Annotated in this window: 19 protein-coding genes; 11 read left to right on the top strand and 8 right to left on the bottom strand. The window is 43.0% G+C overall.

The features are described 5' to 3' along the window. Positions 1–3: 3 nt before the first annotated feature. The 6 genes from ACRHOZ_RS07690 to ACRHOZ_RS07665 are packed head-to-tail and all read left to right on the top strand — an operon-like array spanning position 4 to position 10,687. On the top strand, positions 4–1,542 hold the full coding sequence (locus ACRHOZ_RS07690) for a RagB/SusD family nutrient uptake outer membrane protein (RefSeq protein ID WP_431124187.1): 1,539 nt from the start codon (positions 4–6) through the stop codon (positions 1,540–1,542). A 26-nt stretch (positions 1,543–1,568) separates the two neighbouring features. Further along, positions 1,569–3,956 carry a LamG-like jellyroll fold domain-containing protein gene (locus tag ACRHOZ_RS07685; protein ID WP_431124184.1) on the top strand — a complete coding sequence of 796 codons (2,388 nt, stop codon included), beginning with the start codon at positions 1,569–1,571 and terminating at the stop codon, positions 3,954–3,956. Positions 3,957–3,985: 29 nt separating this feature from the next. Next, positions 3,986–5,356, top strand: a complete 1,371-nt coding sequence (locus tag ACRHOZ_RS07680; protein ID WP_431124181.1) for a glucoamylase family protein — start codon at positions 3,986–3,988, stop codon at positions 5,354–5,356. Beyond that, positions 5,346–6,728: a glucoamylase family protein gene (locus ACRHOZ_RS07675; protein WP_431124178.1), complete on the top strand. Its 1,383-nt coding sequence runs from the start codon at positions 5,346–5,348 to the stop codon at positions 6,726–6,728. Before ACRHOZ_RS07680 ends, ACRHOZ_RS07675 begins: the two co-directional genes overlap by 11 nt. Positions 6,729–6,772: 44 nt before the next feature. After that, complete coding sequence (gene bglX / locus ACRHOZ_RS07670; RefSeq protein WP_431124175.1) at positions 6,773–9,049, top strand: beta-glucosidase BglX; 2,277 nt, start codon at positions 6,773–6,775, stop codon at positions 9,047–9,049. Between the two features lie 24 nt (positions 9,050–9,073). After that, positions 9,074–10,687 (top strand): sulfatase family protein, encoded by a 1,614-nt coding sequence (locus tag ACRHOZ_RS07665; protein WP_431124172.1) that lies wholly within the window; start codon positions 9,074–9,076, stop codon positions 10,685–10,687. Positions 10,688–10,713: 26 nt separating this feature from the next. Here the strand turns inward: ACRHOZ_RS07665 and ACRHOZ_RS07660 are convergent, their stop codons facing one another. Beyond that, positions 10,714–11,817 (bottom strand): bestrophin family protein, encoded by a 1,104-nt coding sequence (locus ACRHOZ_RS07660; protein ID WP_431124169.1) that lies wholly within the window; start codon positions 11,815–11,817, stop codon positions 10,714–10,716. A 182-nt stretch (positions 11,818–11,999) separates the two neighbouring features. On the opposite strand from ACRHOZ_RS07660, the gene ACRHOZ_RS07655 reads away from it, so the two are divergent. The 4 genes from ACRHOZ_RS07655 to ACRHOZ_RS07640 all read left to right on the top strand — a co-directional run bounded on the left by ACRHOZ_RS07655 (position 12,000) and on the right by ACRHOZ_RS07640 (position 16,677). Then, positions 12,000–12,440 (top strand): c-type cytochrome, encoded by a 441-nt coding sequence (locus ACRHOZ_RS07655; RefSeq protein ID WP_420399266.1) that lies wholly within the window; start codon positions 12,000–12,002, stop codon positions 12,438–12,440. A gap of 10 nt (positions 12,441–12,450) precedes the next feature. Next, positions 12,451–13,788 (top strand): cbb3-type cytochrome c oxidase subunit I, encoded by a 1,338-nt coding sequence (locus ACRHOZ_RS07650; protein WP_431124165.1) that lies wholly within the window; start codon positions 12,451–12,453, stop codon positions 13,786–13,788. 231 nt (positions 13,789–14,019) lie between these two features. Continuing rightward, positions 14,020–14,841: a CbbQ/NirQ/NorQ/GpvN family protein gene (locus ACRHOZ_RS07645; RefSeq protein WP_431124162.1), complete on the top strand. Its 822-nt coding sequence runs from the start codon at positions 14,020–14,022 to the stop codon at positions 14,839–14,841. 60 nt (positions 14,842–14,901) lie between these two features. Beyond that, complete coding sequence (locus ACRHOZ_RS07640; RefSeq protein ID WP_431124159.1) at positions 14,902–16,677, top strand: nitric oxide reductase activation protein NorD; 1,776 nt, start codon at positions 14,902–14,904, stop codon at positions 16,675–16,677. Here ACRHOZ_RS07640 and ACRHOZ_RS07635 read toward each other — a convergent pair. After that, positions 16,674–17,132, bottom strand: a complete 459-nt coding sequence (locus tag ACRHOZ_RS07635; protein ID WP_431124156.1) for an RrF2 family transcriptional regulator — start codon at positions 17,130–17,132, stop codon at positions 16,674–16,676. The genes ACRHOZ_RS07640 and ACRHOZ_RS07635 overlap by 4 nt on opposite strands. Positions 17,133–17,235: 103 nt before the next feature. Continuing rightward, a complete protein-coding gene (locus ACRHOZ_RS07630; RefSeq protein ID WP_431124153.1) occupies positions 17,236–18,456 on the bottom strand; it encodes a hypothetical protein in 1,221 nt (406 codons plus the stop codon). Between the two features lie 468 nt (positions 18,457–18,924). On the opposite strand from ACRHOZ_RS07630, the gene ACRHOZ_RS07625 reads away from it, so the two are divergent. Continuing rightward, positions 18,925–19,287, top strand: a complete 363-nt coding sequence (locus ACRHOZ_RS07625; protein WP_431124150.1) for a DUF7009 family protein — start codon at positions 18,925–18,927, stop codon at positions 19,285–19,287. An 11-nt stretch (positions 19,288–19,298) separates the two neighbouring features. Here the strand turns inward: ACRHOZ_RS07625 and ACRHOZ_RS07620 are convergent, their stop codons facing one another. The 5 genes from ACRHOZ_RS07620 to ACRHOZ_RS07600 all read right to left on the bottom strand — a co-directional run bounded on the left by ACRHOZ_RS07620 (position 19,299) and on the right by ACRHOZ_RS07600 (position 24,294). After that, positions 19,299–20,597: a TRAP transporter large permease gene (locus ACRHOZ_RS07620; RefSeq protein WP_431124148.1), complete on the bottom strand. Its 1,299-nt coding sequence runs from the start codon at positions 20,595–20,597 to the stop codon at positions 19,299–19,301. 2 nt (positions 20,598–20,599) lie between these two features. Beyond that, positions 20,600–21,058 (bottom strand): TRAP transporter small permease, encoded by a 459-nt coding sequence (locus tag ACRHOZ_RS07615; protein WP_431124145.1) that lies wholly within the window; start codon positions 21,056–21,058, stop codon positions 20,600–20,602. A gap of 2 nt (positions 21,059–21,060) precedes the next feature. Beyond that, positions 21,061–21,900: a TRAP transporter substrate-binding protein gene (locus ACRHOZ_RS07610; protein ID WP_431124143.1), complete on the bottom strand. Its 840-nt coding sequence runs from the start codon at positions 21,898–21,900 to the stop codon at positions 21,061–21,063. 166 nt (positions 21,901–22,066) lie between these two features. Next, entirely contained in the window at positions 22,067–23,254 is a 1,188-nt protein-coding gene (locus ACRHOZ_RS07605) for a glycoside hydrolase family 88 protein (RefSeq protein ID WP_431124141.1), read from the bottom strand. After that, positions 23,251–24,294: a LacI family DNA-binding transcriptional regulator gene (locus ACRHOZ_RS07600; RefSeq protein WP_431124139.1), complete on the bottom strand. Its 1,044-nt coding sequence runs from the start codon at positions 24,292–24,294 to the stop codon at positions 23,251–23,253. The genes ACRHOZ_RS07605 and ACRHOZ_RS07600 overlap by 4 nt, the downstream gene beginning before the upstream one ends. Between the last annotated feature and the right edge of the window lie 71 nt (positions 24,295–24,365).

The raw sequence follows: 24,365 nt of genomic DNA, 5'->3' as shown, positions 1-24,365 counted from the left end.
AAAATGAAGCTAATCAAGAAAATCAAGAACATAACCCTAACGGCACTCCTTCTTTTTGCCGCAGTTGGTTGCTCGGACAAACTGGATGAGCCACAATTGAATAACAATTTTGCTGGGGGTACGGACTTTACAAATACCGATGACATGATACTCTCCATCATTGGAGTGTACGAAGCCTTTCAATCCCGAGGTTGGGAACAACCTTTGCTGATAGCAGTACGTGGAGATGATGTCAATGCCGGTGGATTGGGAGATCAGCAGGATTTTGCGGAAACTGATCTGTTCAACTACAACAAAGATTATTGGATGTATAATTCCCTTTGGGAAAACATCTATGTGGATGTGATTACGGCCCACACGGGTATGGAGCAAATAGCCAGGTACCAAGAAGTCGCGGATGCGGCGGGGCAGGCTCTGGGAGATCAATACATTGCAGAGGCGAAAGTGTTGAGGGCTATCATGTTATTCCATATTTCACAAGTTTGGGGGGACGTATTTATTCCTACTTCTTCAGAAACATCTGAACTTTTTGATGTAGAGACGGTGCCAACCCAAGCCGAGGTTATGCAGCACATTTCGGATCAAATGGATGAAGCTCTGCCATTTTTACCCGATGTACGTCCAAATGAGAGACTGGACCTACCAGGTGGGGTAACCGAATATACGGCCTTGGCCATAAAGGCTTTAGCTAATCAAGAATTAGGAAATTATCAAGTAGTGGCTGATGCTTGCTCTGAGATTATCAGCTCCAACAAGTTTAGTTTGTTCCCAGATTTCTACGAGCTATTTAAAACCCCTGGGAAATTAAGTGATGAGAGCATTCTAGACATGCAATACTCAGATTTTGGACAAGGCGAAGGAGATCGTGAGGGTCACTTGTATGCACCTTACGGACCACAGGGATGGACGCCAGCTGTGGACGGAGCTTCCAGCGGTTGGGGCTTTTTTGAGCCCAGTATGAAATTCATCAAGTTTATGTTGGATCGTGGAGAAACCGTGCGCTTGGAAACCAGCGTATTGTTCACCGACAGGGGAATCGCAGAACTCCAAACTGACCCTAATTACGCCACATTACCTGCTTTCGTAAGCAACACTACAAGAGATGGGGATGTTATTGAGGATTATGCCCGAGCCCTGTTTGCCAGTGGAAAACACTATTTACCTTCCAATCAACTGATATCTGGAAGAACAGCATATGGAAGCAATAAAAACTTCAACATTATAAGGTATGCAGAGATTTTGCTCATGTATGCCGAAGCTTTGGCCCAAGGTGCAACCACATCGGGAATGTCCGCGGATCAAGCCGTGAATTTGGTTCGGGCCAGAGCCAATATGCCAGCTGTTTCAGGCGCTACCTTAGATCAAATTTTGGATGAAAAGTTTGCCGAGTTGGGAATGGAATGGGGAAAGAGATATTACGATATGGTCCGACTCAATAGAACCAGTGAACTAAGTTATGATGGGCGAACTTTTAGTGCCGACAAGGCGTTCTTGCCCTATCCACAGGCACAAGTAGATCAGTTTCCAATCCTGGGCAACTAACAGAAATAACCGAAAAGAACTAAACGATGAAAAAAACATATAAAATACTAGCAGCCTTAGTTACGGTGGTATTTTTTACCGCATGTGATCAAGGTATAGATCCTATAACCGAAGTCGGTGCAGGTGCGGATGAATCTGCCCCACAGGTCACCATCAATTACCCCACAGAAGGGACAGAAATCAAGGTTTTTGAGGATGAGACCACCTTGGATATCGACATTAGGGTTACAGATGACATTGAGGTCAAGGACATCAAGGTACTTTTGGATGGAAACCAAATAGCGTCCTTCAATACATTTAAGGACTACAGAATTGTTTTGGAAGAATTCACCTATGATGGGCTGAAGGACGGAGACCACAAACTAACGGTCACGGCTTCGGATATAGAGGGGAAAACAACAACGGAAGAGGTGAATTTCGCCAAAGCCCCTCCCTATGTTTCCATGTTTGATGGGGAAGTGTTCTACATGCCTTTTGATGGTGATTACAGGGACTTGATTGGATTTCAACAGGCTACTGAAGTTGGAGCGCCTGGCTTTGCAGGGGGTGGCTTTGTGGGATCGGATGCCTATAGAGGTACCACCGATGCTTATTTGGAGTTTCCCATGGATAATTTAAAAAGCAATGAATTTAGTGCTGCATTTTGGTATAAAGTCAATTCTACCCCGGACCGCGCAGGTATTTTGGTGGTTGGCGATGATGCGGATGATCGCCGTCAAGGATTTAGATTGTTTAGGGAAGGAAGTGCTGATGAGCAGCGAATCAAGTTGAACGTGGGCACAGGAGATGGCGAAAGCTGGAACGATGGAGGTGTTATAGATGTTAATGCCGGGGAGTGGGTGCATATTGCCATTTCTATTTCCGGAACAAAAAGTACGATCTACTTCAACGGCATGGAAACGCTTTCAGCCGATTTGGCGGCACCCATTGATTGGACCAATTGTGAGGTGATGACCATTGGCGCAGGGGGTCCAACTTTTGACTATTGGAATCACAAGTCTGATTCCAGTGACATGGATGAGCTGCGTATTTTCAACAAGGCGCTTTCGCAAACCGATATTCAAATCATGCTGAATGCGGTGAATCCGTATATCCCTAAGTTCCCTGGTGAGTCATTGTACATGCCGTTTGAAGGAGATTACATTGATTTGGTGGGAAGCAAAGTGGCCCAACAAGTGGGATCCACTGGATTTACCAATGATAGCCAGGAAGGAGATCAAGCCTTTATGGGAGCTACGGATTCCTATATCAATTACCCCGCTGAAGGACTTTTAACCAATGAGTTTAGTGGTGCGTTTTGGTACAAGGTCAATGCAGATCCAGATCGTGCTGGAATCATTGTGATTGGGGACGATGCGGATGACCGTTTCCAAGGATTTAGATTGTTCAGGGAAGGTAGTGCGGACGAGCAGCGTATCAAACTAAATGTAGGAACAGGTGCAGGTGAAAGCTGGAACGATGGAGATGTGATTGATGTGGCTGCAGGAGAATGGGTTCATATTACCTTTACCATAGCCAATGATAAGAACACCATCTACTTTAATGGAGTGGAAGCTCGCTCTTCGGATATGTCGGCACCTATAGATTGGACAGGTTGTGAGACCTTTAATATTGGTTCGGGTGGCCCCACCTTTGATTATTGGAACCATTTGTCCGACCTAAGTGCCATGGACGAGCTTCGTTTCTTTACCAAAGCATTGAGTTTTGAGGAAGTACAAGAAGTCTATGGGGGAGGATATCAACCACTTGATGGAGAAACATTATACCTTCCATTCAATGGTAACAATACCGATTTGGTGAGTGGAGCTGATGCCACTACGGTGGGAACACCTGGAACGGCAGGCGAAGGAGTCAGTGGGGATGAGGCCTATGCTGGCGCTACGGATTCCTATTTAACCTTTCCAACCACAAACCTGACAGGCGATGAATTTAGTGCCACCATGTGGTACAAGATTAACGCTGACCCTGATAGGGCTGGAATTTTGGTCATGGGACCACCAGATACAGAAAATGCAGAATATCCTGATGTACAGAATTTGAGAACCAATGGTTTCCGATTCTTCAGGGAAGCAGGGGGAGATGGACAGGTATTCAAGCTCAATGCTGGTAACGGCACAGCAGATAGCTGGTTTGACGGCGGAGCAACCGCTTCAATACCAAGCGACACGACAGATTGGGTTCATTTGGCCTTCACCATTTCAGGAACAGAATGCGTGGTCTACATCAATGGTGATGTTGTGGCGCAAGGTGCATTTGACGGAATCGATTGGAGCGGATGTGATGTATTGTCCATTGGATCGGGTGCTCCGAGATTCACCCAGTGGAATCACAAATCGGATTTGAGCTATATTGATGAGCTTAGATTGTTCAACAAAGCTTTGACACAGACCGAGATTCAAGACATTATAAATTAGTAGCAATTATTAGAGTTAGTTAGTTTTCAATGAGGTTATTTTTAATTTCAGTTCTTTTGGTCGTTGCATCCATAGTAGCGGGATGCAATGGCCAAGGGACCAACAAAAAAGCCATAGCTCAAAATACTTCGGCTAAAACATATTCAGATGAAGATTTGTTGAACCTGGTTCAAGAACAGACCTTCAATTATTTTTGGGAAGGAGCAGAACCAATTTCAGGACTCGCCCGTGAGCGCATCCACTTGGATAACATCTATCCCAGTCATGACAAGGACGTGATCACCATTGGAGGTTCCGGCTTTGGCTTGATGGCCATTTTGGTTGGTGTGGAACGTGGTTTTATAAGCAGGGAACAAGCATTGCTTCACTATGAAAAAGCAGTATCCTTTTTGGAAAAAGCCGACCGATTTCACGGGGCTTGGCCCCATTGGCTGCAACCAAGCGGCAAAACGGCACCTTTTAGTCCAAAAGACAATGGGGGAGACCTTGTGGAAACCGCCTTCCTTATCCAAGGGCTGCTTGCGGTAAAATCATACTTTGGAAACGGAAATGAACAGGAACAGCAGCTCTGTGAGCGCATTCAAAAACTCTGGGAAGAGGTGGAGTGGGATTGGTATACCAAAAATGGGGAAGAGGTACTCTACTGGCATTGGAGCCCGGAATACCAATGGGAAATGAATTTTCCAGTGGGTGGATACAATGAAGCCTTGATCATGTACATTTTAGCGGCCAGTTCTCCTACCCACCCTATTGAAAAAAGTGTGTATGAAAAGGGTTGGGCCAAAAGCGGTAACATCACCAAGGATACGATTTATTATGGCTTGGAAACAGAACTGGATCATTATGAACACGATAGTTCGCCAGTTGGGCCTTTGTTTTGGGCACATTATTCTTATTTGGGGTTAAACCCCAAAGGGCTTACGGATACTTATGCAGATTATTGGAAATTGAACGTAAACCATGCTCGGATCCATTACAACCACAGTATGGAAAACCCAAAAGGCTTTAAGGGATACGGAGAGAAATGTTGGGGTCTGACTTCCAGTTATTCTCCCAAAGGTTACGCTAGCCACCGACCAGATAGGGACATTGGTGTAATTTCACCCACGGCAGCCCTCTCGTCCATGCCGTACACCCCTAAAGAAAGCATGCGTTTCCTTCGATATATGTACACAGAACAGGATAGTCTGGTAGGCAAATATGGACCGTATGATGCATTCAGCTTGGACAAAAAATGGTATTTACCTAGGTACTTGGCCATCGACCAAGGTCCCATTCCTGTAATGATTGAAAACTATCGAAGTGGGTTGCTATGGAAACTGTTCATGTCTAACCAGGAAGTGCAAAATGGTCTTGATAAACTAGGTTTTCAACATTCCAAAACCGAAAATGATGGGTAAGGTTTCTTGCTTTTTTCTCTGTTTGCTCTGTCTTTTTGGCGCCTGTGGAGAAGATGATTATACCTATACCCCAATCGCATTTCCAGACGATGACGAGCCTGTGGTTCCAGAACCCTCAATAAGCGATGAGGAACTTTTGGATTTGACTCAAAGGGAGACCTTCAGATATTTCTGGGATTTTGCAGAGACCAATTCGGGTGGGGCGAAAGAACGGTATCACCCCAATGACCCTGGCAGGGACTCGCATGTGGTCACTTCTGGAGGAACAGGCTTTGGACTGATGGCTATTTTGGTGGGGATTGAAAGGGGATATATTACAAGAGAACAAGGGGTACAACGTCTTTCCCAACTGTTGGACTTTTTGGAAAACGCAGATAGATTCCACGGGGCTTGGTCCCATTGGATAAATGGAAGTACGGGCAACGTTATACCTTTTAGCCCAATGGACAATGGGGGGGATTTGGTGGAAACCGCATTTCTTGTCCAGGGACTAATCTGTGTAAAAGAGTATTTCAAAAATGGAACGGATGTCGAAAAAGAGCTGTCAGGACAGGCGGATACGTTGTGGAAAGAAGTGGAATGGAATTGGTACACCCAAGAAAAAAATGCTTTGTATTGGCATTGGAGCCCCAATTTTGGATTCGATATCAACCTGGAACTAAAAGGATATAATGAGGTGCTAATAACCTATGTTTTGGCAGCCGCATCTCCTGATTATGGGATTACTAAGGAGGTCTACACCAATGGTTGGGCTTCAAATGGCGGAATCAGATCTTCCAATACCCAGTACGACATTCCTCTAATTGTAAGGCATCCAGGAGCCCAACAGTATGGAGGGCCGTTATTTTGGGCGCATTATTCCTATTTGGGACTGAACCCAAAAGGGCTTTCCGATGAATTCGCAAACTATTGGAGCGTAAACCTTAATCATACCAACATCAACTACAATTATTGCGTTGAAAATCCCAAAAACTTTGAGGATTACGGACCTGATTGTTGGGGTCTTACTGCTAGTTATACCAGAAACAGTGATGGAAACCTGGGCTATAATGCCCATCATCCCGCCAATGATACTGGGGTGATTTCGCCCACTGCTGCTATTTCTTCGATTCCCTATGCTCCCGAAAAAGCACTGGAGGCCATGCATTATTTCCATCGGAACAAGGATAAGTTACTCGGCCCGGCTGGATTCTATGATGCCTTTAGTCCTGAAAATGATTTTTGGGTGGCAGAAGCTTATTTGGCCATTGATCAGGGGCCTCAAATACTCATGATAGAAAATTATAGAACGGCACTGCTCTGGAATCTTTTCATGCAGAATGAAGATGTTCAGAACGGACTTGATCTGTTGGGATTCCAATACAACAAATAAACCCTTAACAATTTAGTGGGACAATCTCTTTCTAACAATTCAACATGACCAAAATCCAATATTACTTTTTTTTCCTGATAGGAATTTTAATCACAAGACATTCCTTGGGTCAGATTAATTCGCACATTCCAGAAGTGGAGATCTTGCTGGAGAAAATGACCTTGGAAGAAAAAATAGGACAATTAAATTTACTTACTCCAGGAGGTGGGGTGGTAACGGGCGCAGTGGTAAGCAAAAATGTGGAAGCCAAAATCAAGGCAGGTCAGGTTGGGGGACTGTTTGGGGTTTCTGGCCCGGACAAGGTCCGGATGGCACAAGAAATGGCTGTAAACCATACGCGGCTTAAAATTCCGTTGCTCATAGGAGCTGATGTTATTCATGGTTACCAAACCACCTACCCCATTCCATTGGGGATGTCCTGTAGTTGGGATATGGACTTGATGGAAGAGGCTGCGAAGATGGCCGCAAAAGAAGCCACGGCAGATGGGATTATGTGGAATTTTTCTCCGATGGTGGATATTGCCCGCGATCCCAGATGGGGACGAATAGCGGAAGGAGCAGGGGAGGATCCTTTTTTGGGTTCAGCTATTGCCAGAGCTATGGTTAAAGGATATCAGGGACAGGATTTAACCGCTCCGAATACCATGTTGGCCTGTGTAAAACACTTGGCGCTTTATGGAGCTTCCGAAGCTGGGAGGGATTATCATTCCGTGGATATGAGCAAGATCAAGATGTTCAATCAGTACTTGCCTCCGTACAAAGCTGCTGTGGATGCAGGTGTTGCCAGCGTGATGAGTTCCTTTAATGACATCGATGGCATTCCCGCATCGGGCAATAAATGGTTGCTTACAGAATTGTTGCGTAAACGTTGGGGGTTCGTTGGATTCGCAGTTTCGGATTATACATCGGTCAATGAAATGGTAGCACACGGTCTAGGCGATTTGCAAGCCGTTAGCAGTTTGGCCTTAAAGGCCGGTTTGGATATGGATATGGTGGGAGAAGGATTTCTCACCACCTTGAAACAATCTGTTGAAGAAGGCAAAGTGACCGAAGCTGATGTTACACAAGCTTGTAGAAGAGTTTTGGTGGCCAAATACAAAGCAGGTCTGTTTGATGACCCCTTCAGATATCTTGACCCAAATCGCCCCAAACGGGATATACTGACTGCTGAAAATAGGGCATTGGCTAGAAAACTGGCGACCCGTTCTTTTGTTCTTCTCAAAAATCATGATCAAATCCTCCCGTTGCAAAAAAGTGCGAAAATTGCCTTGATCGGCCCTTTGGCGGATAGCAGAAACAATATGTTGGGTACTTGGGCACCTACGGGAAATCCAGATTTGGCGGTTACCATCCTGGAAGGGTTTAAACATGTAGCTCCAGGTGCAGATATCCAATATGCTAAAGGTGCCAATATTTCCAATGATAAGGATTTTGCCAAAAAAGTTAATGTATTTGGCCCTCGGATTCAAATTGATAAAAGGCCTGCAAACCTATTGCTGACCGAAGCCATAGAAACTGCAAAAAAAGCGGATGTTGTAGTTGTGGTTGTCGGTGAAGCCACGGAAATGAGCGGGGAAGCCGCAAGCCGCACCGATATTTCAATTCCTGAAAGTCAAAAGAAACTGATCAAAACCTTGGTAGATACGGGGCAACCTGTGGCGGTGGTATTAATGAGTGGAAGACCCTTGACCATTCGGGAAGAATTTGATTTGCCGATTGCCTTGTTGCAAGTTTGGCATCCCGGAGTTGAAGCAGGAAATGCGGTAGCCGATGTTGTCTTCGGGGATTACAATCCATCGGGTAAGCTTACCGCTACATGGCCAAGAAATGTAGGACAGATTCCCATTTACCACAGTGTAAAAAATACAGGAAGACCGGCTCCAGACGAAAAATTTCAAAAGTTCACCTCCAATTATTTAGATGCTCCCAATACACCATTGTTTCCCTTTGGGTATGGATTGAGTTATACCACCTTTGAATATTCGAACTTAAAATTGGATAAACAGGAAATCCATCAGAATGAATCATTGGAGATACAGGTGGAAGTTGAGAATACCGGAAATTATGATGGGGAAGAAGTGGTTCAGCTCTACCTGCGGGATGTAGTCCGCTCCATAACCCCGCCCAAGAGGGAACTAAAGGGATTTAAAAAGGTTTTTGTCAAAAAAGGTGAACGCAAAATGGTGCACTTGACATTGGAACCTGATGATTTGAAGTTTTACAACGGGAACTTGGAATTTCTTTCTGAACAAGGAGCCTTTGAAGTTTTTGTTGGGACAGATTCCAATGCCGATCTGAGGACAACTTTCACTTTAAAATAGAATCAAATAGGCAATAATAGACGGATGCAAAAAGTGATTACATACATAGGCATTTTATTGCTTGTGGCTTGTAAAGGTCAGAAGCAGGAGACCAATATTGCACCACCCAATATTATTTTTATCATGGCAGATGACCATGCGTTCCAGGCAATCAGCGCATATGGTCATGAATTGTCTCAATTGGCACCCACTCCCAATATTGACCGCATCGCTGCCAACGGAGCAATTTTTCAGAATAGTTTTTGTACTAATTCCATTTGCGGCCCTAGTAGGGCTGTAATTCTAACGGGAAAACACAGCCATCTCAACGGATTTAGAATGAACGGGGAAAGGTTTGATAACAATCAGGCTACCTTGCCCAAATACCTTCAAAAACTGGACTACCAAACAGCGGTCATTGGAAAATGGCACCTACATGGGCAACCAACAGGATTCGACCATTGGGAAATTTTGAATGATCAGGGGAATTACTATAATCCAGAGTTTATTCAAGGAAAGGATACCACTATAGTTGAAGGGTATGCTACAGATATCATTACCCGGAAAAGCTTGGATTGGTTACAGGACAAAAGGGATGATAAGAGACCTTTTTTTATGATGGTCCACCATAAAGCCCCCCACAGGAACTGGATGCCGGCTTTGAGACATACAAACAAATATGATTCGGTTACTTTTCCGTTGCCCGATACTTATTTCAACAAGCACAAGGGTCAACTGGCGGCACAACAGCAGCAACAGACCATTTATACGGATATGTACGAAGGGCATGATCTAAAAATGACGGCAACACTGGGAGACCCAAGGTTGGCCCATAATCCTTGGACAACGGATTTTGAAAGAATGACATCCGAACAACGGAATGCATGGGACAAAGCCTATAATGCCAAGAATGATGCTTTTCATGAAGCCAAGCTTTCTGGTAAGGAATTGGACATTTGGAAAGGACAACGTTATCTGCAGGATTATTTGGCCACGGTAGCCGCAGTGGATGAAGGGGTAGGGCAAATCCTAGATTACCTGGGGGAAACAGGACTGGATGAAAACACTTTGGTGGTGTACACTTCGGACCAAGGATTCTATTTAGGCGAGAAAGGATGGTTTGATAAGCGGTTTATGTATGAAGAATCCCTGAGAATGCCCTTATTGATGCAACTTCCAGGTGTTATTGAGCCGGGTTCCTCAGTGGATGCGATGGTACAGAATCTGGATTTTGCACCCACCTTTTTGGACTTGGCAGGTGGAAGCCAATATGCTTCCGAGATGCAGGGCGAATCGTTTACAGGAGTTTTGGAAGGTTCCCAAACTGATTTTAAAGAAGCCATTTACTACCATTATTATGACTACCCGGCCTTCCACATGGTCAAAAAACAATATGGCGTACGAACCAAAAGATACAAACTCATACATTTCTATGATGACATTGATGCATGGGAGTTTTATGACCTCAAAGAAGACCCCAGTGAACTGTACAATGCCATCAACGACCCCAGTTACGCAGAAGAGATTGAAGAGTTGCATAAAAAATTGGACAGTCTCCAAGCGCAATATGGAGTAACCCAAAAGGAATTTGAAAAGGCATCACAACAAGATGTGGACAAGGCTTTTGCCCAGTTTAAAAAACTGAGAGGTGCCGACTAAGCTGCAATCATCCAGTGATTGAGAAGTTACATCACAATGTCATTAATCCATTGATAAGGTTCGGGGATATCCGTATCGTCTATGAGCTGTCGGATATCTATTTCAATTCCTCGACTCAAATCAGTAATGGGAACGTCATTGGGCCCCCCTTCAAACGGATTTTCCGTGTTCTCCCCAATGGCTTCCATGGTGTGAAAGACCCAAGCTATCAAAGCACTGAATGGAATGGAAAACCATGCGAAATGCTTTCCTATAAAGAGTTGAAGATTTTGCGTTACCTCAAAATAGGCCGGATTCTCATTTAAGTCCGAAACAATACGATCTCCTATCACTTCAAACCCTTCCATTATACCAAAGGGGACCAATAGGATAAACACCCAGACAAATACATAGTTCAAGGTGGCAAACTGTCTGGGGTACGGAAAATTCTTGATTCGCTCACTTTTCCCTTGGAGGGTATGTAGTTCGGTGAGCATTGCCATCATTTCCATATGGCGAAAATCCTCAATCAAACCTTGGTCCATAAGTTCTCCCAACCTTTTGGATTGAATTCCCAACAGTTGCGACGCCTGATTTCCTTTTTTGAAAATGGTATCAAATTCAGCTTTGGAAATATAGGGAGCGATGGCCTCTTCTATAGGAACGGTGTCTTCCAACACGGTATATTGGGTTTCGCGGAATTCCTTGTTGGACTTCTGATTTTTAAGGTGCGATTCCCAGGGTTTGTCCTTCCTTAATTGATATCGCAGGGCAGTGAGCCAGGCAACATGCCGATGTACCAATTCTCTTTTTATGGTTTTGAGCTCTTCATCGGCAATCGGATTTTTAGCGTGTTTATTGGTGATAAAATCCTTGACCATGATAGTCCAAGACCTAGAGGTGTTAACGATTCCTCCCCAAATCTTTCGCGCTTCCCAGAGTCTATCGTAGGACGCGTTGTTCTTAAAACTCACAATAAAGGCCACGGCGGTTCCCAACACTCCTAGAGGTAACCACGGTATATGGAGCCACTTCCAGCGTAAAACATCAAAAAGAATAACAGGGACGGTGGCTAACAGAAGAAAGAGTAAAATATGTCTACGGGTCCATCGGATTACGCCTTTAACTGGAAATATTCTTCGGGTGTACATGAGTTAGTTGGATCAAAAGGATTCAACTACAAAATAGCCATTTTTTACAATTCTTGTGTTATTGGGAGCTGACCAAATCATGTAAATATGATAAATATCATGTGTTCAACTACGACACCTTTCTATTTTTACATAATAAAGGATAAAATAGTCTTTTATTATCAAATACTAATCAATTTACCATGTTATCAAAAAAACAAGCACGTACTTTTTTTCTTGGAGGAACGGTAGTGACATTTCTTGTCTTTATCGGACTTACGATTTATTCCTTTAGCAAGGAACAGGATCAATCCAACTATGAGAACATTACCGAGCAGGTTGTTCGGGGAAAACAATTGTGGGAAGCCAACAATTGTATGGGGTGTCACACCATTCTAGGTGAGGGCGCCTATTATGCGCCAGAACTCACCAAGGTCATAGATCGAAGAGGGGAAGGTTACATCAAGGCCGTACTTACCACTCCTAATGCCTGGGCACCCAATGGAAGAAAAATGGTGGCCTATGGATTTTCAGACGAAGAAGCGGCAGACTTAATCGCCTTTTTTGATTGGATAGACGACATTGATCTCAATGGCTTTGATACCGTGGTATCGCCATTGGCAAAAGATAAAACCAACAACTAAACCCAACGTTATGAAATACAAATCACAAAAAGTAGCCTATTGGTTTTTTGCACTTTCCATGCTGCTATTAGTTTTACAATTGGTCTACGGTTTTATCATGGGCTTTGCCCGTGTGGGACTGGATGGGCTTCATGATTTTATACCCTTTAATACCGCTCGGGCGGTGCACACCAATTTGTTGGTGGTTTGGCTGCTTTCAGGGTTTATGGGGGCAGCTTATTACATTATCCCGGAGGAAGCACAGCGCGAATTGGTCAACGTGAAATTGGCCTATGTGCAATTGATTTCACTTGCTTTGGTAGGTGTTGCGGCCATAGTGGGCTATCATTTTAACTGGTGGGAAGGACGAAAATTCCTGGAAATTCCAAGACAATTGGACTTTTTGGTGGTAGCCAATGTACTCTTGTTTTTAGGCTTGATTTTGGTCACCCTGTTTAAAGGAAAACGAAGGACCACCACAGCCTTGGTACTCTCCATGGGACTTTTGTTTGCAGCACTTCTGTATTTACCTGGAATGTTGCCCTTTGATAGTCAGGTAATGGACTCTTTCTTCCGTTGGTGGGTAGTCCACCTTTGGGTTGAAGGCGTTTGGGAACTGATTATGGGAGGTATCCTTTCCTTTTTGCTGATAAAGCTAACAGGAGTGGATCGGGAAGTCATAGAAAAATGGCTTTACGTTATTGTAGGACTTACATTCCTTTCAGGTGTATTGGGAACGGGTCACCATTACTATTATATAGGGGTGAACAAGATTTGGTTGGTTGTTGGAGGGATATTTTCCGCCTTGGAACCCTTGGCTTTCTTGGCCATGGCCTTGTTTGCGGTGAACATGTACCGCAAAGGAGAAAAAAGACACCCCAACAAGCTGGCATTGTTCTGGACTTTGGGTGCAGCCATCGTGTCCTTTTTGGGCGCGGGGTTGCTAGGTTTTGCCCATACGTTACCACAAACCAACCTGTATACCCACGGAACTTTGGTGACCGCCATGCACGGACACCTGGCATTTTGGGGCGCTTATGCAATGATTGTGTTGGCCATTATATGCTATAGTATGCCCAACATGACAGGAAGGAAACTGTATTTGAGTGCAAGGGGCAGGGCCGCATTTTGGCTTTCAAATATTGGTATGATTGGAATGACCGTGGCCTTTGGAGTTGCAGGTGTTGCCCAGGTGTACCTGGAACGAAAGTTTAAAATGGAGTTTATGGCAGTGCAGAATGAAATTAGCATACACTTTTGGGTGTTATTGATCTGCGCAACCATTTTAACCTTGGGAATTGCCTTGTACATTATCGACTTTGTCAAACACGGTAAACCAACTGATCAGGCTTTGGAACTACAAAGGTGAATCCAAGAGCGAAGAGAATAACAAGGCTTAAAAGGGGATTTTCCATCGACGACACCCATAATATCATGGAGGATTAAGAGCATGAGAAATCCCTGGGAAAATTTTGGAAACAATCGATAAATAGGTCTATTAAGCAATCTTAGCCAGTGGTGAAGCATTCAATTTACTCATACCTGACTCTTCAAGGATTGCTTCAATCATGATTGCTTTTTAGACCTTAAATTATAAGCCATGATCAATTCAGTGGAAACAAAAAGTACCCAAATGGAAATAAATTCCAAGTCCAAGCCTTTTTACAAATCCGTAGGGAAGGAGGTAGACATTTTTAAGCATGCGTATAGTAGTAGGATTCCATTTTTGTTAAAAGGTCCCACAGGTACTGGTAAGTCCCGATTTATCGAATACATGGCCCATGAACTGGACCAACACTTGATTACGGTTAGTTGTCATGAGGAAACCTCTTCCACGGATTTGATCGGACGATATATTATCAAAGGAGCTGAAACGGTTTGGATGGATGGCCCCCTGACCATTGCCGTTAAAACTGGAGCCGTATTGTATTTGGATGAAATTGCCGAGGCTAGGCCCGATGTGATCGTGGCCATACATTCGTTGACCGATCACCGTAGGGAGCTGTTTATCGATAAATTGGGAACTACGGTAAAAGCGCATCCCAATTTTATGTTGGTTGCTTCCTTTAACCCTGGCTACCAAAGAGGATTTAAAGAACTAAAGCCTTCAACCCGGCAACGTTTTGTCGCTATTTCCTTTAGCTATCCGGAGGCCAAAGCTGAGGCGGAAATTTTGGTACAAGAAACCAACATTTTGGAGGCTGATGCCAAGAAACTGGTCAACATTGCAAATAAAATCAGAAATCTGACGGAGTTGGGACTTACGGAATCGGTTTCTACCAGATTATTGGTGGATGCCGCTAAATTGATTCGTTCAGGTTTGCCTAAAAGATTGGCGGTACATGCCGCTGTTGTGGAACCCCTCACAGATGATTTGGATGTTATTAGTGCACTGAACGATCTATGTGATTTAATGATCTAAAGACCAAGATTGATTCTTGGGTCTTGAATCTTGATACTCTCATTACTAAAAGCCAAAAGCATGTTTGAGTTTGAGCCGGATGAATACATCTTTACCAAGTTTGCCCACTATTTCAAAAAACGAAAAAAGAATAGAGAGGCCAACTTATCCCATGCGGTTCACCTTTCCGATATAAAACCTCGACTCACCATCTTTGCTCGGGCAGTTACAGGAAAACCTATTGAACTCTATGCAGCCGAAAGGGAAGGGGGCTACAAAAACAACAATTTCTTTCTACCTCCAAAATATGCCCAATTTGCCACTGTCAAGGAAAACCTCTCTTTTTACTTGTTCAGAATCCTATACTTATCCGTTCAAAAAAACTTGGGCTTAAACTGGAAAGACGGTAACGAACATGAGTTGATAACTTCCCAGGAACAAGCCCAAAAAACCTCTTCGTTGGTGTTGGAACAATTGTTCCGGGAATTTCCTGTTACCCAGGAGTATTATCAAAGGTTGATATCCCATTATTCGGTTCAGACAAAACCGAAAGTGTTACCGGACTTCTCTTTTATATATGGCAAATGGATGCGGGACACTGCTGTGGAAGAAATGGGAGACACTTTGGAAAATTTTTCCCAGAAAGTAAAAAAGACAACCCAAGACCAGCCCAAAACAACCTTAAAAGCCAATGCCGTAGAAGAAATTGTTTCCGTTCAGGTAGATGAAAAACAAGTGGAGGATGCGGTATTACAACACCAGTTTGAAAAAGTGGAAACTGCCGATGAGTTCGGAGGTAATTTCAGGAACATGGATGGAGATGATGACTTGGAAGATCATGCCAATGCCCTTGAGGATTTAAACATGAAATTTACCGTTAGGGTTGACGATACAGCACATTCCGTTTACCAAGCAGATTTTGTGGAGAATACTACCATTGCGGAAAGTGCAGATAGGGACAGCGGCGGCTATTTTGTCCGCTATGATGAATGGGATCAATCCAAACGTAGCTACAAAGAAGATTTTTGCAAGGTGTACCCCAAAACGATTGAAAGAATCGACCCAGATTATTATAAGGAAGCAATTGCCAAAAACAGGTCGACTTTATTGGGGCTGCGAAAAATGTTGACAACGGTAAATAACAAATATCAGCAGCAACGAAGACAGACCCAAGGGGAGGAGTTTGATTTGGATGCCATAACAGACCTTTTTGTTGATGTGAATAAGGGTCATACCCCTTCTGAAAAAGTATACCTGTCCAAACGTAAAAAGGAAAAGGATCTTTCTATCCTTTTACTGCTGGATAGTAGCTTGTCCAGCGATGGCTATGCTGCTGGGAACAGGGTGATAGATGTTGAAAAGCAAGTGTCCATTCTTTTTGGTGAAATATTGGAGGAATTCAATATTGATTTCTCCATCAATAGTTTTTATTCGAAAACCAGGAATCACTCTTCCTATATCACCATGAAGGGCTTTGATGAGGATTGGAATCGAGCGAAATTCAAAATCGGGGCAATAGAACCCAGCGGTTATACGAGAATTGGACCTGCCGTGCGACATTCGGGAGCCTTGCTGGACCAAAGGGATACCAAAAACAAATGGGTCATTCTTGTTTCTGACGGAAAACCCAATGATTATGATAGGTACGAAGGAAAATATGGAATAAATGATATCAAGCAAGCCTTACGGGAACTCAACGAAATTGGAATCAACTCCTATGCCTTGGCTATTGAAGCCCAAGCTAAATATTACCTACCCCAAATGTTCGGACAAAACCACTATCAAATTTTGACCACACCTGTGGAGTTATTGCAATCCTTGGTAAAACTTTATGAAAGAATTAAACATCAGTCCTAATTCTCTTGGACGACTTCAAAGTCCTTTAATGATATAAACCTGCCCTTTTGTTTAATTTCTTCCACAAACTCCTTTATGGTTTTGTCTTTGAAATCGGCATAGATTTTTTTCTTGAACGGAGCCACGGTGAAATGTACGGGGCATGGATTTTCATCTCCGCAAGATGGCAAGCCCAAAAAGCAGCTATCAAATTTTGACGTGCCATCAATACACTTGACAACATCCCAAATGGAGTTTTCTAGATTGTGTTCATCCAAGAAAAAACCTCCTGTGGGCCCTTTATGGGAAGAGACCAGCTTGTTTTTGGCTAACTGTTGCAACAATTTGGCCAAAAAAGGTTGGGGGGTTTCCAAGGCTTCGGCAATTTTCTTAACCCCCACTTTTTCCTCTTCCTTGACGTACATTGCCAAATAAAGAATGGATCGGATAGCATATTTACATGCGTTGGATAACATAAACTTTTGCTTTGTTCAAATGTATAGAAAGATGTTTTAGTCCGAAATAGAATCGCTGGAATTCTTACAAAGGTTATCCAGCAGGAAAATGTTTTGTAATCATTCAAAACGCACTTTCTGAAATGTCTTTTCGTCTTAATTGAAGAACCAAAATATTACCGATGGCAAATGCCAAAATACCTGTAGCCAACACCAACAGCCATGGATAATGCTGAATCACAGGTTCTTTGAACCAAACCATTGTGCCTTTATAGAAAATAAGTCCTTCCGTTAGCATAAAACCTAGAAAGTACAATACCATGGACCTTGATGTGAGCCGGATTATTTTGGAATGGAATAAAAAAGAAAGGACAGTCACGCTAACAACACCCAAAAAAATCCAATGCAAATACCCAATGACCAGGTCAATGTTGCTAGAAATCCTGGAAGCAAAATAGGGAATGGACCCCAATAGTTGCATAAGCAATTTGACCAAAAAGAAGATAGCTGCAATTTTTAGTGAAAGATGGAACAGCTTGGACATCCTTTTAATCTCTTTTTGGAAAGGCAATACATGTTTGACCAAAATAGAAAAAGCAAACAGCTGCAATACTGACCCTAAGATGGAAATGACATAGATGGAGTTGATAGGATTCATCCATAACAAAGAGATGCAAAAGGTTGTCACGACACCAAGGTTCATGGTCCAAAAGAATTGGGTGAAAGCAAAGCGGGGCAATGCTATTTCTTTTTGTTCCAAAAAATATAGCAAAAGCCCAAGGAGCGCCATTATAAACCATCCATTGTATTGAAAATGCAAATAGAAATAAATGGCATTCCGGTACAAATCCGAACCACTTCCGGCGGTATTCATTATTGCTCCCAACGCCCATGGACCCAAACTGGATAGCACCATATACCAGAGGGAGACATATATGCATTTATAGGCGGGGGTTTTCTTTTGTTCCTTTGAAGTGTGTCTTACAAAAACCCACATAAAGACATAGGAAGCAAAAAGGAAAAGCGTCGAAAAAATGATTGAAAATAAAGCATATCCCGTAAATGGAAAGGTCAACAACATTCCAATAATGGTCACTTGGGTGCACCAAAACAAGACTCTATACTTACTTTGTATGGATGCTTTGCCCAGGTACGCCTTATAGATCATGGTGGTCAAGGCAGTGTAGGTCCAGCCCAACAAAGCCACATGGGAATGGGTATGCACCATATAACGGTAATCAAAGGAAAGCTCAACAACTGGGAACAAGCGTAATGCAAGTCCTAAAAGAGCAATCAAAAGAAAATAGCCCAAGGCAAGAACGCTGTGTTTTTTGAGTGAGTGCACCAAACCAATTTACCCTCTAAAAGTACAGCTTAAAGTGATTTCTACGGTACACAGACGAATTAAAAAGGGAGGCTTTGCTGGTCGAATCCAAAGTTTGATGCCCAACCAATCAAAACGCTATTTTCTCTATAAATGGGTGGCTTATGGGCATAGAACGTTGTTATTCAAATGGATGTGAAGATGCAAATCCACTTCAAATTCTTACAAGGTTGAAGAAACTTGTTAAACTTTATAGAGCTTGAAAGCGTAGAAATAGTTTTAAGGTATATTATTTTTGCTATATAGTCTTGATTGTTGCTATTTGGTTTGAAACAGAATTGATTAAGTTGAACTGGCGTTTGTATTATTACCGTTAATCTTTACCATCTTGGCCAAAACGGCAATCAAAATTGAAACAGGAAAACTTCGGTACAAAAAGAAAGGTTCCCAATAAGGATGAAAAAATGGAGTAAAATCTTTAAGTAAAGCATGAAAATTAGAATTAAAGGCAATTCGGTTCGATATAGATTGACCAAGACAGAGGTAGAAACCTTTTGCAAGACCGGATATTTTGGGGAACAAACAGCATTCAATACCAAGACTTTGACCTATGCATTGAAAGCGGTGGATGCGGATAACTTGGGAGCCGAATTTGAGGAGGACACCATAACTTTGTTGGTTCCCAAAAAATTTACTGCAAACTGGTTTGAAAACGACAAGGTCGGCTTTGAAAACACGATGCTATTGGACAACAAAAGTGAGCTTTTCCTTCTATTGGAAAAGGATTTTGCGTGCTTGGACAATACCACCGAGGATCAATCCGATAATTACCCCAATCCTAAAGCCTGTTAACCCAAATAGGACTATAGCAGTTCAAACAATTTCGGCAACCAGAGGCTTAATTGTGGGAAATAGGTAATCAGGAACAACGCAATAATCATGGCCACAAAGAGTGGGAGTAAGGGCTTTACCACCTTCTCAATGGTAGTTTTGGCAATACCTACCCCTACAAACAGCACGGAACCCACTGGAGGGGTACATAACCCAATACAAAGATTCAAAATCATAATAATTCCAAAGTGAACCGGATCAATTCCAAGTTTGGTCACTATCGGAAGAAATATGGGGGTGAAAATCAATACGGCTGGCGTCATATCCATAAAAATCCCAACAAACAGTAACAACAAATTAATGATAATCAAGACCATGATTTTATTGTCGCTTAAGGCCAATAAAGCGGTGCTTATGTCTTGTGGAATATTTTCATAGGACAAAGCCCAGGACATACTCATGGAAGCTCCAATCAATAACATCACCACAGCTGTGGTTGCCGAGGAATCCAACAGAATTTGAGGAAGTTTTTTAAAGTTGATTTCCTTATAAATAAAACCCAGAATAAGGCTGTAAAGCACAGCTATAGCGGATGCTTCAGTGGCGGTAAAGATTCCCGAGACAATCCCTCCAATAACAACTATCAACATAAATAAGCTAGGGAGTGCTGTGAAAAAAGTCTTTACTACTTCCTTAATGGAGCTTCTGTTTCCAAGTTTATAGCCTTTTCTTTTGGCCCAGATAGAAGCCACGATCATTAAGAAGGCACCGGTCAAAATTCCTGGAATATAACCAGCTAGGAACAGAGCTGCAATGGATGCACCACCACTGGCCAAGGAATACACAATGAGAATGTTGCTGGGAGGAATCAGCAGGCCCGTAGTAGCTGAGGTAATGTTCACGGCTGCCCCAAATTCTTTGGAGTATCCATCCTTTTCCATTTCAGGACCCAAAATACTTCCCATCGCAGAGGCCGATGCCATGGCAGAACCGGCAATAGCCCCCATGAGCATGGCGGAAATAATGTTGATCAAAGCCAAACCTCCGGGAAGGGCTCCCACCAGTGTTTTGGCAAAAGCTATCAGTCTATGTGCAATACCCCCTTTGTTCATTAACTCGCCCGATAAAACAAAGAACGGGATGGCCAAAAGCGCAAAGCTGTCAAGTCCTGCACCAATTCGTTGCGATACAGCCGTAAAAGCTGGCAAAGCGGGAATACTCACTAACATGGTCAACAATGATGAAATGGCAATACTCCATGCTACAGGTGTGCCCATGCCCAAAAGCACGATAAAACTCAATATCAAGGTTAGAATAGGGATGTAGTCCATGTTTATAATTTTTTAAGATCAAGGAGTTTGTAATAAATAATGAGGATACCGCTTATGGGCAGAATCAAATACACTATAGCCAAAGGCAGCTGTAGGGCAGGGGAGTATTGTTCCAAAACATAGGTAATATATACCAATCTGGAACCCCCAATAACCAATGCTGCCAAACTGAATAGTATAATCATGATGCCTACGACTTTCTTGAATCGCTTTTGAGCCTTACCACTCATTTTGGATGGGATAAGATCAATGGCAACATGGCCATTCTTGCCAGAAACATAGGCTGCACCCAAAACACCAAGCCAAATCATTAAATACCGTGCCAGCTCATCCGTAAAGGAACTGGGTGAGCTTAGTATATATCGACTAAAAACCTGCCATAATACGTTAATGACCATGATTGCCATAATGACAATCAAAGCTTTACCTACTATTAGGTCTATTTTGTTGCGTAATCCCATAATTATTTGGTTTCCTGTATTGCTTTAATTAATTCGTAAAATGCTTTATCCTCTTTGTATTTATCCAAATTGGATTTGAGCTTCTCCGCAAAAAGTGTTTTATCCGGTCTAATGATCTCAACCCCTGCCTCTTGAACTGCATCCAATGCTTCTTGTTCGGATATCGCCCAGAGCTTCCTCTGATGTACTACCGAAAGGTCCACGGCCTGTTTTAACCATTGTCGCTCCTGTTCGTTAAGTTTCTTCCAAGTATGTGTGCTGGAGAGAACCACATCGGGCAAAACTGTATGTTCATCTAGGGAATAGTATTTGCAGACTTCATAGTGTCTGGATAAATAAAAGCTTGGAGGGTTGTTTTCAGCACCGTCCACCACTCCTTGTTGTAATGAAGTATACAGTTCGCCCCAAGAAATGGGTGTGGCTGCACCACCAAGTCCGTTCACCATGTCCATGGCCGTAACACTTTCCATAACCCTGATTTTAAGGCCATCCAGATCTTCGGGTTTGTGAACAGGGCGGTCTTTGGTGTAAAAGCTTCTGGATCCTGCATCATAGTATCCCAATCCTTTTAACCAGTATTTTTCTCCCTCATCCAATAGATGCTGCCCAATAGGTCCGTCAAGAACTTGGAAGGAATGTTCTCTGTCCCTGAAGACAAAGGGAAGACCCAAAACTTTCATTTTTGGTGCAAAGTTTTCCAACACCCCAACAGATACCTTGGTCATATCCAAGGCTCCCAGTTGCAAGAGTTCCAGACATTGTCGCTCTGTACCCAATTGTTGGTTCGGATAAATTTCCAATTGCATTTGACCCTTGGAAATACTGTCAAGATCCTTACTCATTTGCACCATAGCTAAATGTACAGAGTGCTTCACATCCAGTCCATGGGCTAATTTTAAGGTACGTATGCCACCAGTTGTATTACAACCTAGAAGTAAGATTACCGCCAATATCGGGAAGATATGGCGTGAGATTTTTTTATGGAATCGAATGAACTGTGTCATGTGGTTAAAATTGTTGTTTATTACGAGTCAAGGCCTCTAAATAATAATAATCCGCATAGTTTAAAGGCACATCTATTTCTGCCCCATGGGGAATACTGCCCACGGAATGATCCAGGACAAATCCTTTGTTTTCTCCAAGAGCAGCTGAGTAGGTTTCAGATGCTAGCGACGAAAGTATCTTATCAATGACGGGTCGATAGGAGGTGCTAGTGAAAGCGTCCAATTCTATCAAGGCCGATACTACTATGGCCGCAGCCGAAACATCACGGGGTTCTTCCGGAATGTTGGGAGCGTTGAAATCCCAATAGGGAATTAGGTCCGCAGGAAGGTTTTCATGCTGCAGGTAAAAACTTGCAATATTTTCGGCAAGTTTTAAATATTCGGTGTTCTGGGTAAAGCGGTAACACAAGGTATATCCGTACAAACCCCATGCTTGTCCCCGGGCCCAAGAACTTTCATGGGCATACCCTTGGGCGGTTTCCTTGCTTCGGACTTCCCCAGTTTCTGGATCATAATCCACTACATGATAGGAACTATGGTCTGGTCGAAAATGATTTTGAAGCGTGGTATTGGCATGGGTAATGGCGATATTGGCATATTTTGGATTGTTTGTCAGTTTTGAAACCTCGAATAGTAGCTCAAGGTTCATCATATTGTCCACAATCACAGGGAATTTCCATCCCCTTTCTGATTGCCATCCTTTATCCACATTCCAACTCTGAATACAGCCAACTTTAGGGTTGAATCTTGTAATCAGTGAATCCGCAGCGGTTACCATTACTTCTTTGAAGGCTGGGTTTTGGGTAATCCTGTACCCGTTTCCGTAAGAACAGTTGAAGATGAAGCCTAAATCGTGATTGTCAATGTTGTATTTGTGGGATTCATAAGGAGCTTGAAACTTTTCTGCGGCCTTTCTCCATTTTTCATCACCTGTATGCTCATATAGATACCAGCAGCTCCCAGGAAAAAATCCTTCCGTCCAATCAAACCCCTTATTGATCCAATGGATTTCCTTTTTGGCATTTAAAGTTCTCGGAATGTCGTTGGCTTTTTCGGCCGCTTGAAGTAGATGGTTCAATTGTGTTTCGGCCTTCCCCAACAATTGTTCAGCATTGGGGACTGTCTCTTTTTTGGTGCAAAAAAACAGCACCAAACATAGCAGGGATATTGTTATAAGTTTGAAATACTTCATGTCTTTGGGAGTATGATTGGTTTTTTTTGGGTAGAACCCCGTTTAATCAAAGTAGGTTCCAGAATTATGGTCTCAGGGTCAAGCGGATTGGGTTTTGCATGGATTTGCTTGATCAGCAGTTCCGTAGCCAATCTCCCCATTTTTTTACCCGATTGATCCACCGTGGTCAAAGACGGATCAATAACTGAGGAAGTTGGTCCATTACTAAAACCGACGATGGCTATTTCATCTGGGATTTTGACCTTTTTTCTTTTTAGGAACTGCATGGCACCCACCGCAGCTACATCATTGGCAGAAAAAATGCCGTCCACTTGAGGCAGAGACTCCAATATTTTCTGGGCTGCATTTGCCCCATCCTCTTCCATCAAATTGGAATCGATGACTAAATCGGGTTGAAATAGAAGGCCATTTTTTTCCAAAGCTTCCTTGTATCCATTGAATCGGTTTTGATAGAGTTTTAAGTCTCTGGGCCCAGCAAGATGCGCAATGTTTCTGCATCCTTGTGAAATAAGGTGGTCTGTGGCATCAAAACTGCCCTGATAATCGTTTAATAGCACATTGTTGTTTCCAGGGATGTCGCAATGTCTATCAAAAAAAACCGTCGGGATACCGTTCTTTCGAGCCAATTCCATATGCTCATAGTCCAGTGTTTCCATGGAAATGGATACAATCATACCATCCACTCTGTTAGCGACCAAGGTTTGTACCAGATTGGTTTCCCTTTCCAACTTTTCCAAGGATTGGCACATGATCACGTTGTAGCCATTTTCAAAGGCAGTTTCTTCAATACCTTCAATGGCAGAGGAGAAGAAAAACCTGGAAATCCGAGGAATGATAACCCCTATGGTATTGGTTTTGTTCTTGCGAAGATTGGATGCCAGAACATTCCGTTGATAGCCCATTTCTTCCGCCTTGGCCAAGATACGTTGCTTGGTCTTTTGGGTGACTCTGGGACTGTTGTTGAGGGCACGGGATACCGTGGAACTATCAATCTTGAGCGCAGCTGCTATATCGTGTATGGTAACATTGTTGGCATGCATAGGGGTAGTGTAATCAACACTGAGGTCTAAATATATGAAAATAATACAATCGATTGTATTTTATTTTTTTA

This window comes from Flagellimonas flava (assembly GCF_050617915.1).
GTDB classification, from domain to species: Bacteria; Bacteroidota; Bacteroidia; order Flavobacteriales; family Flavobacteriaceae; genus Flagellimonas; species Flagellimonas flava_A.
Note: the sequence above shows the minus strand (reverse complement) of the source record. Positions and strands in the feature narration are given on the sequence as shown.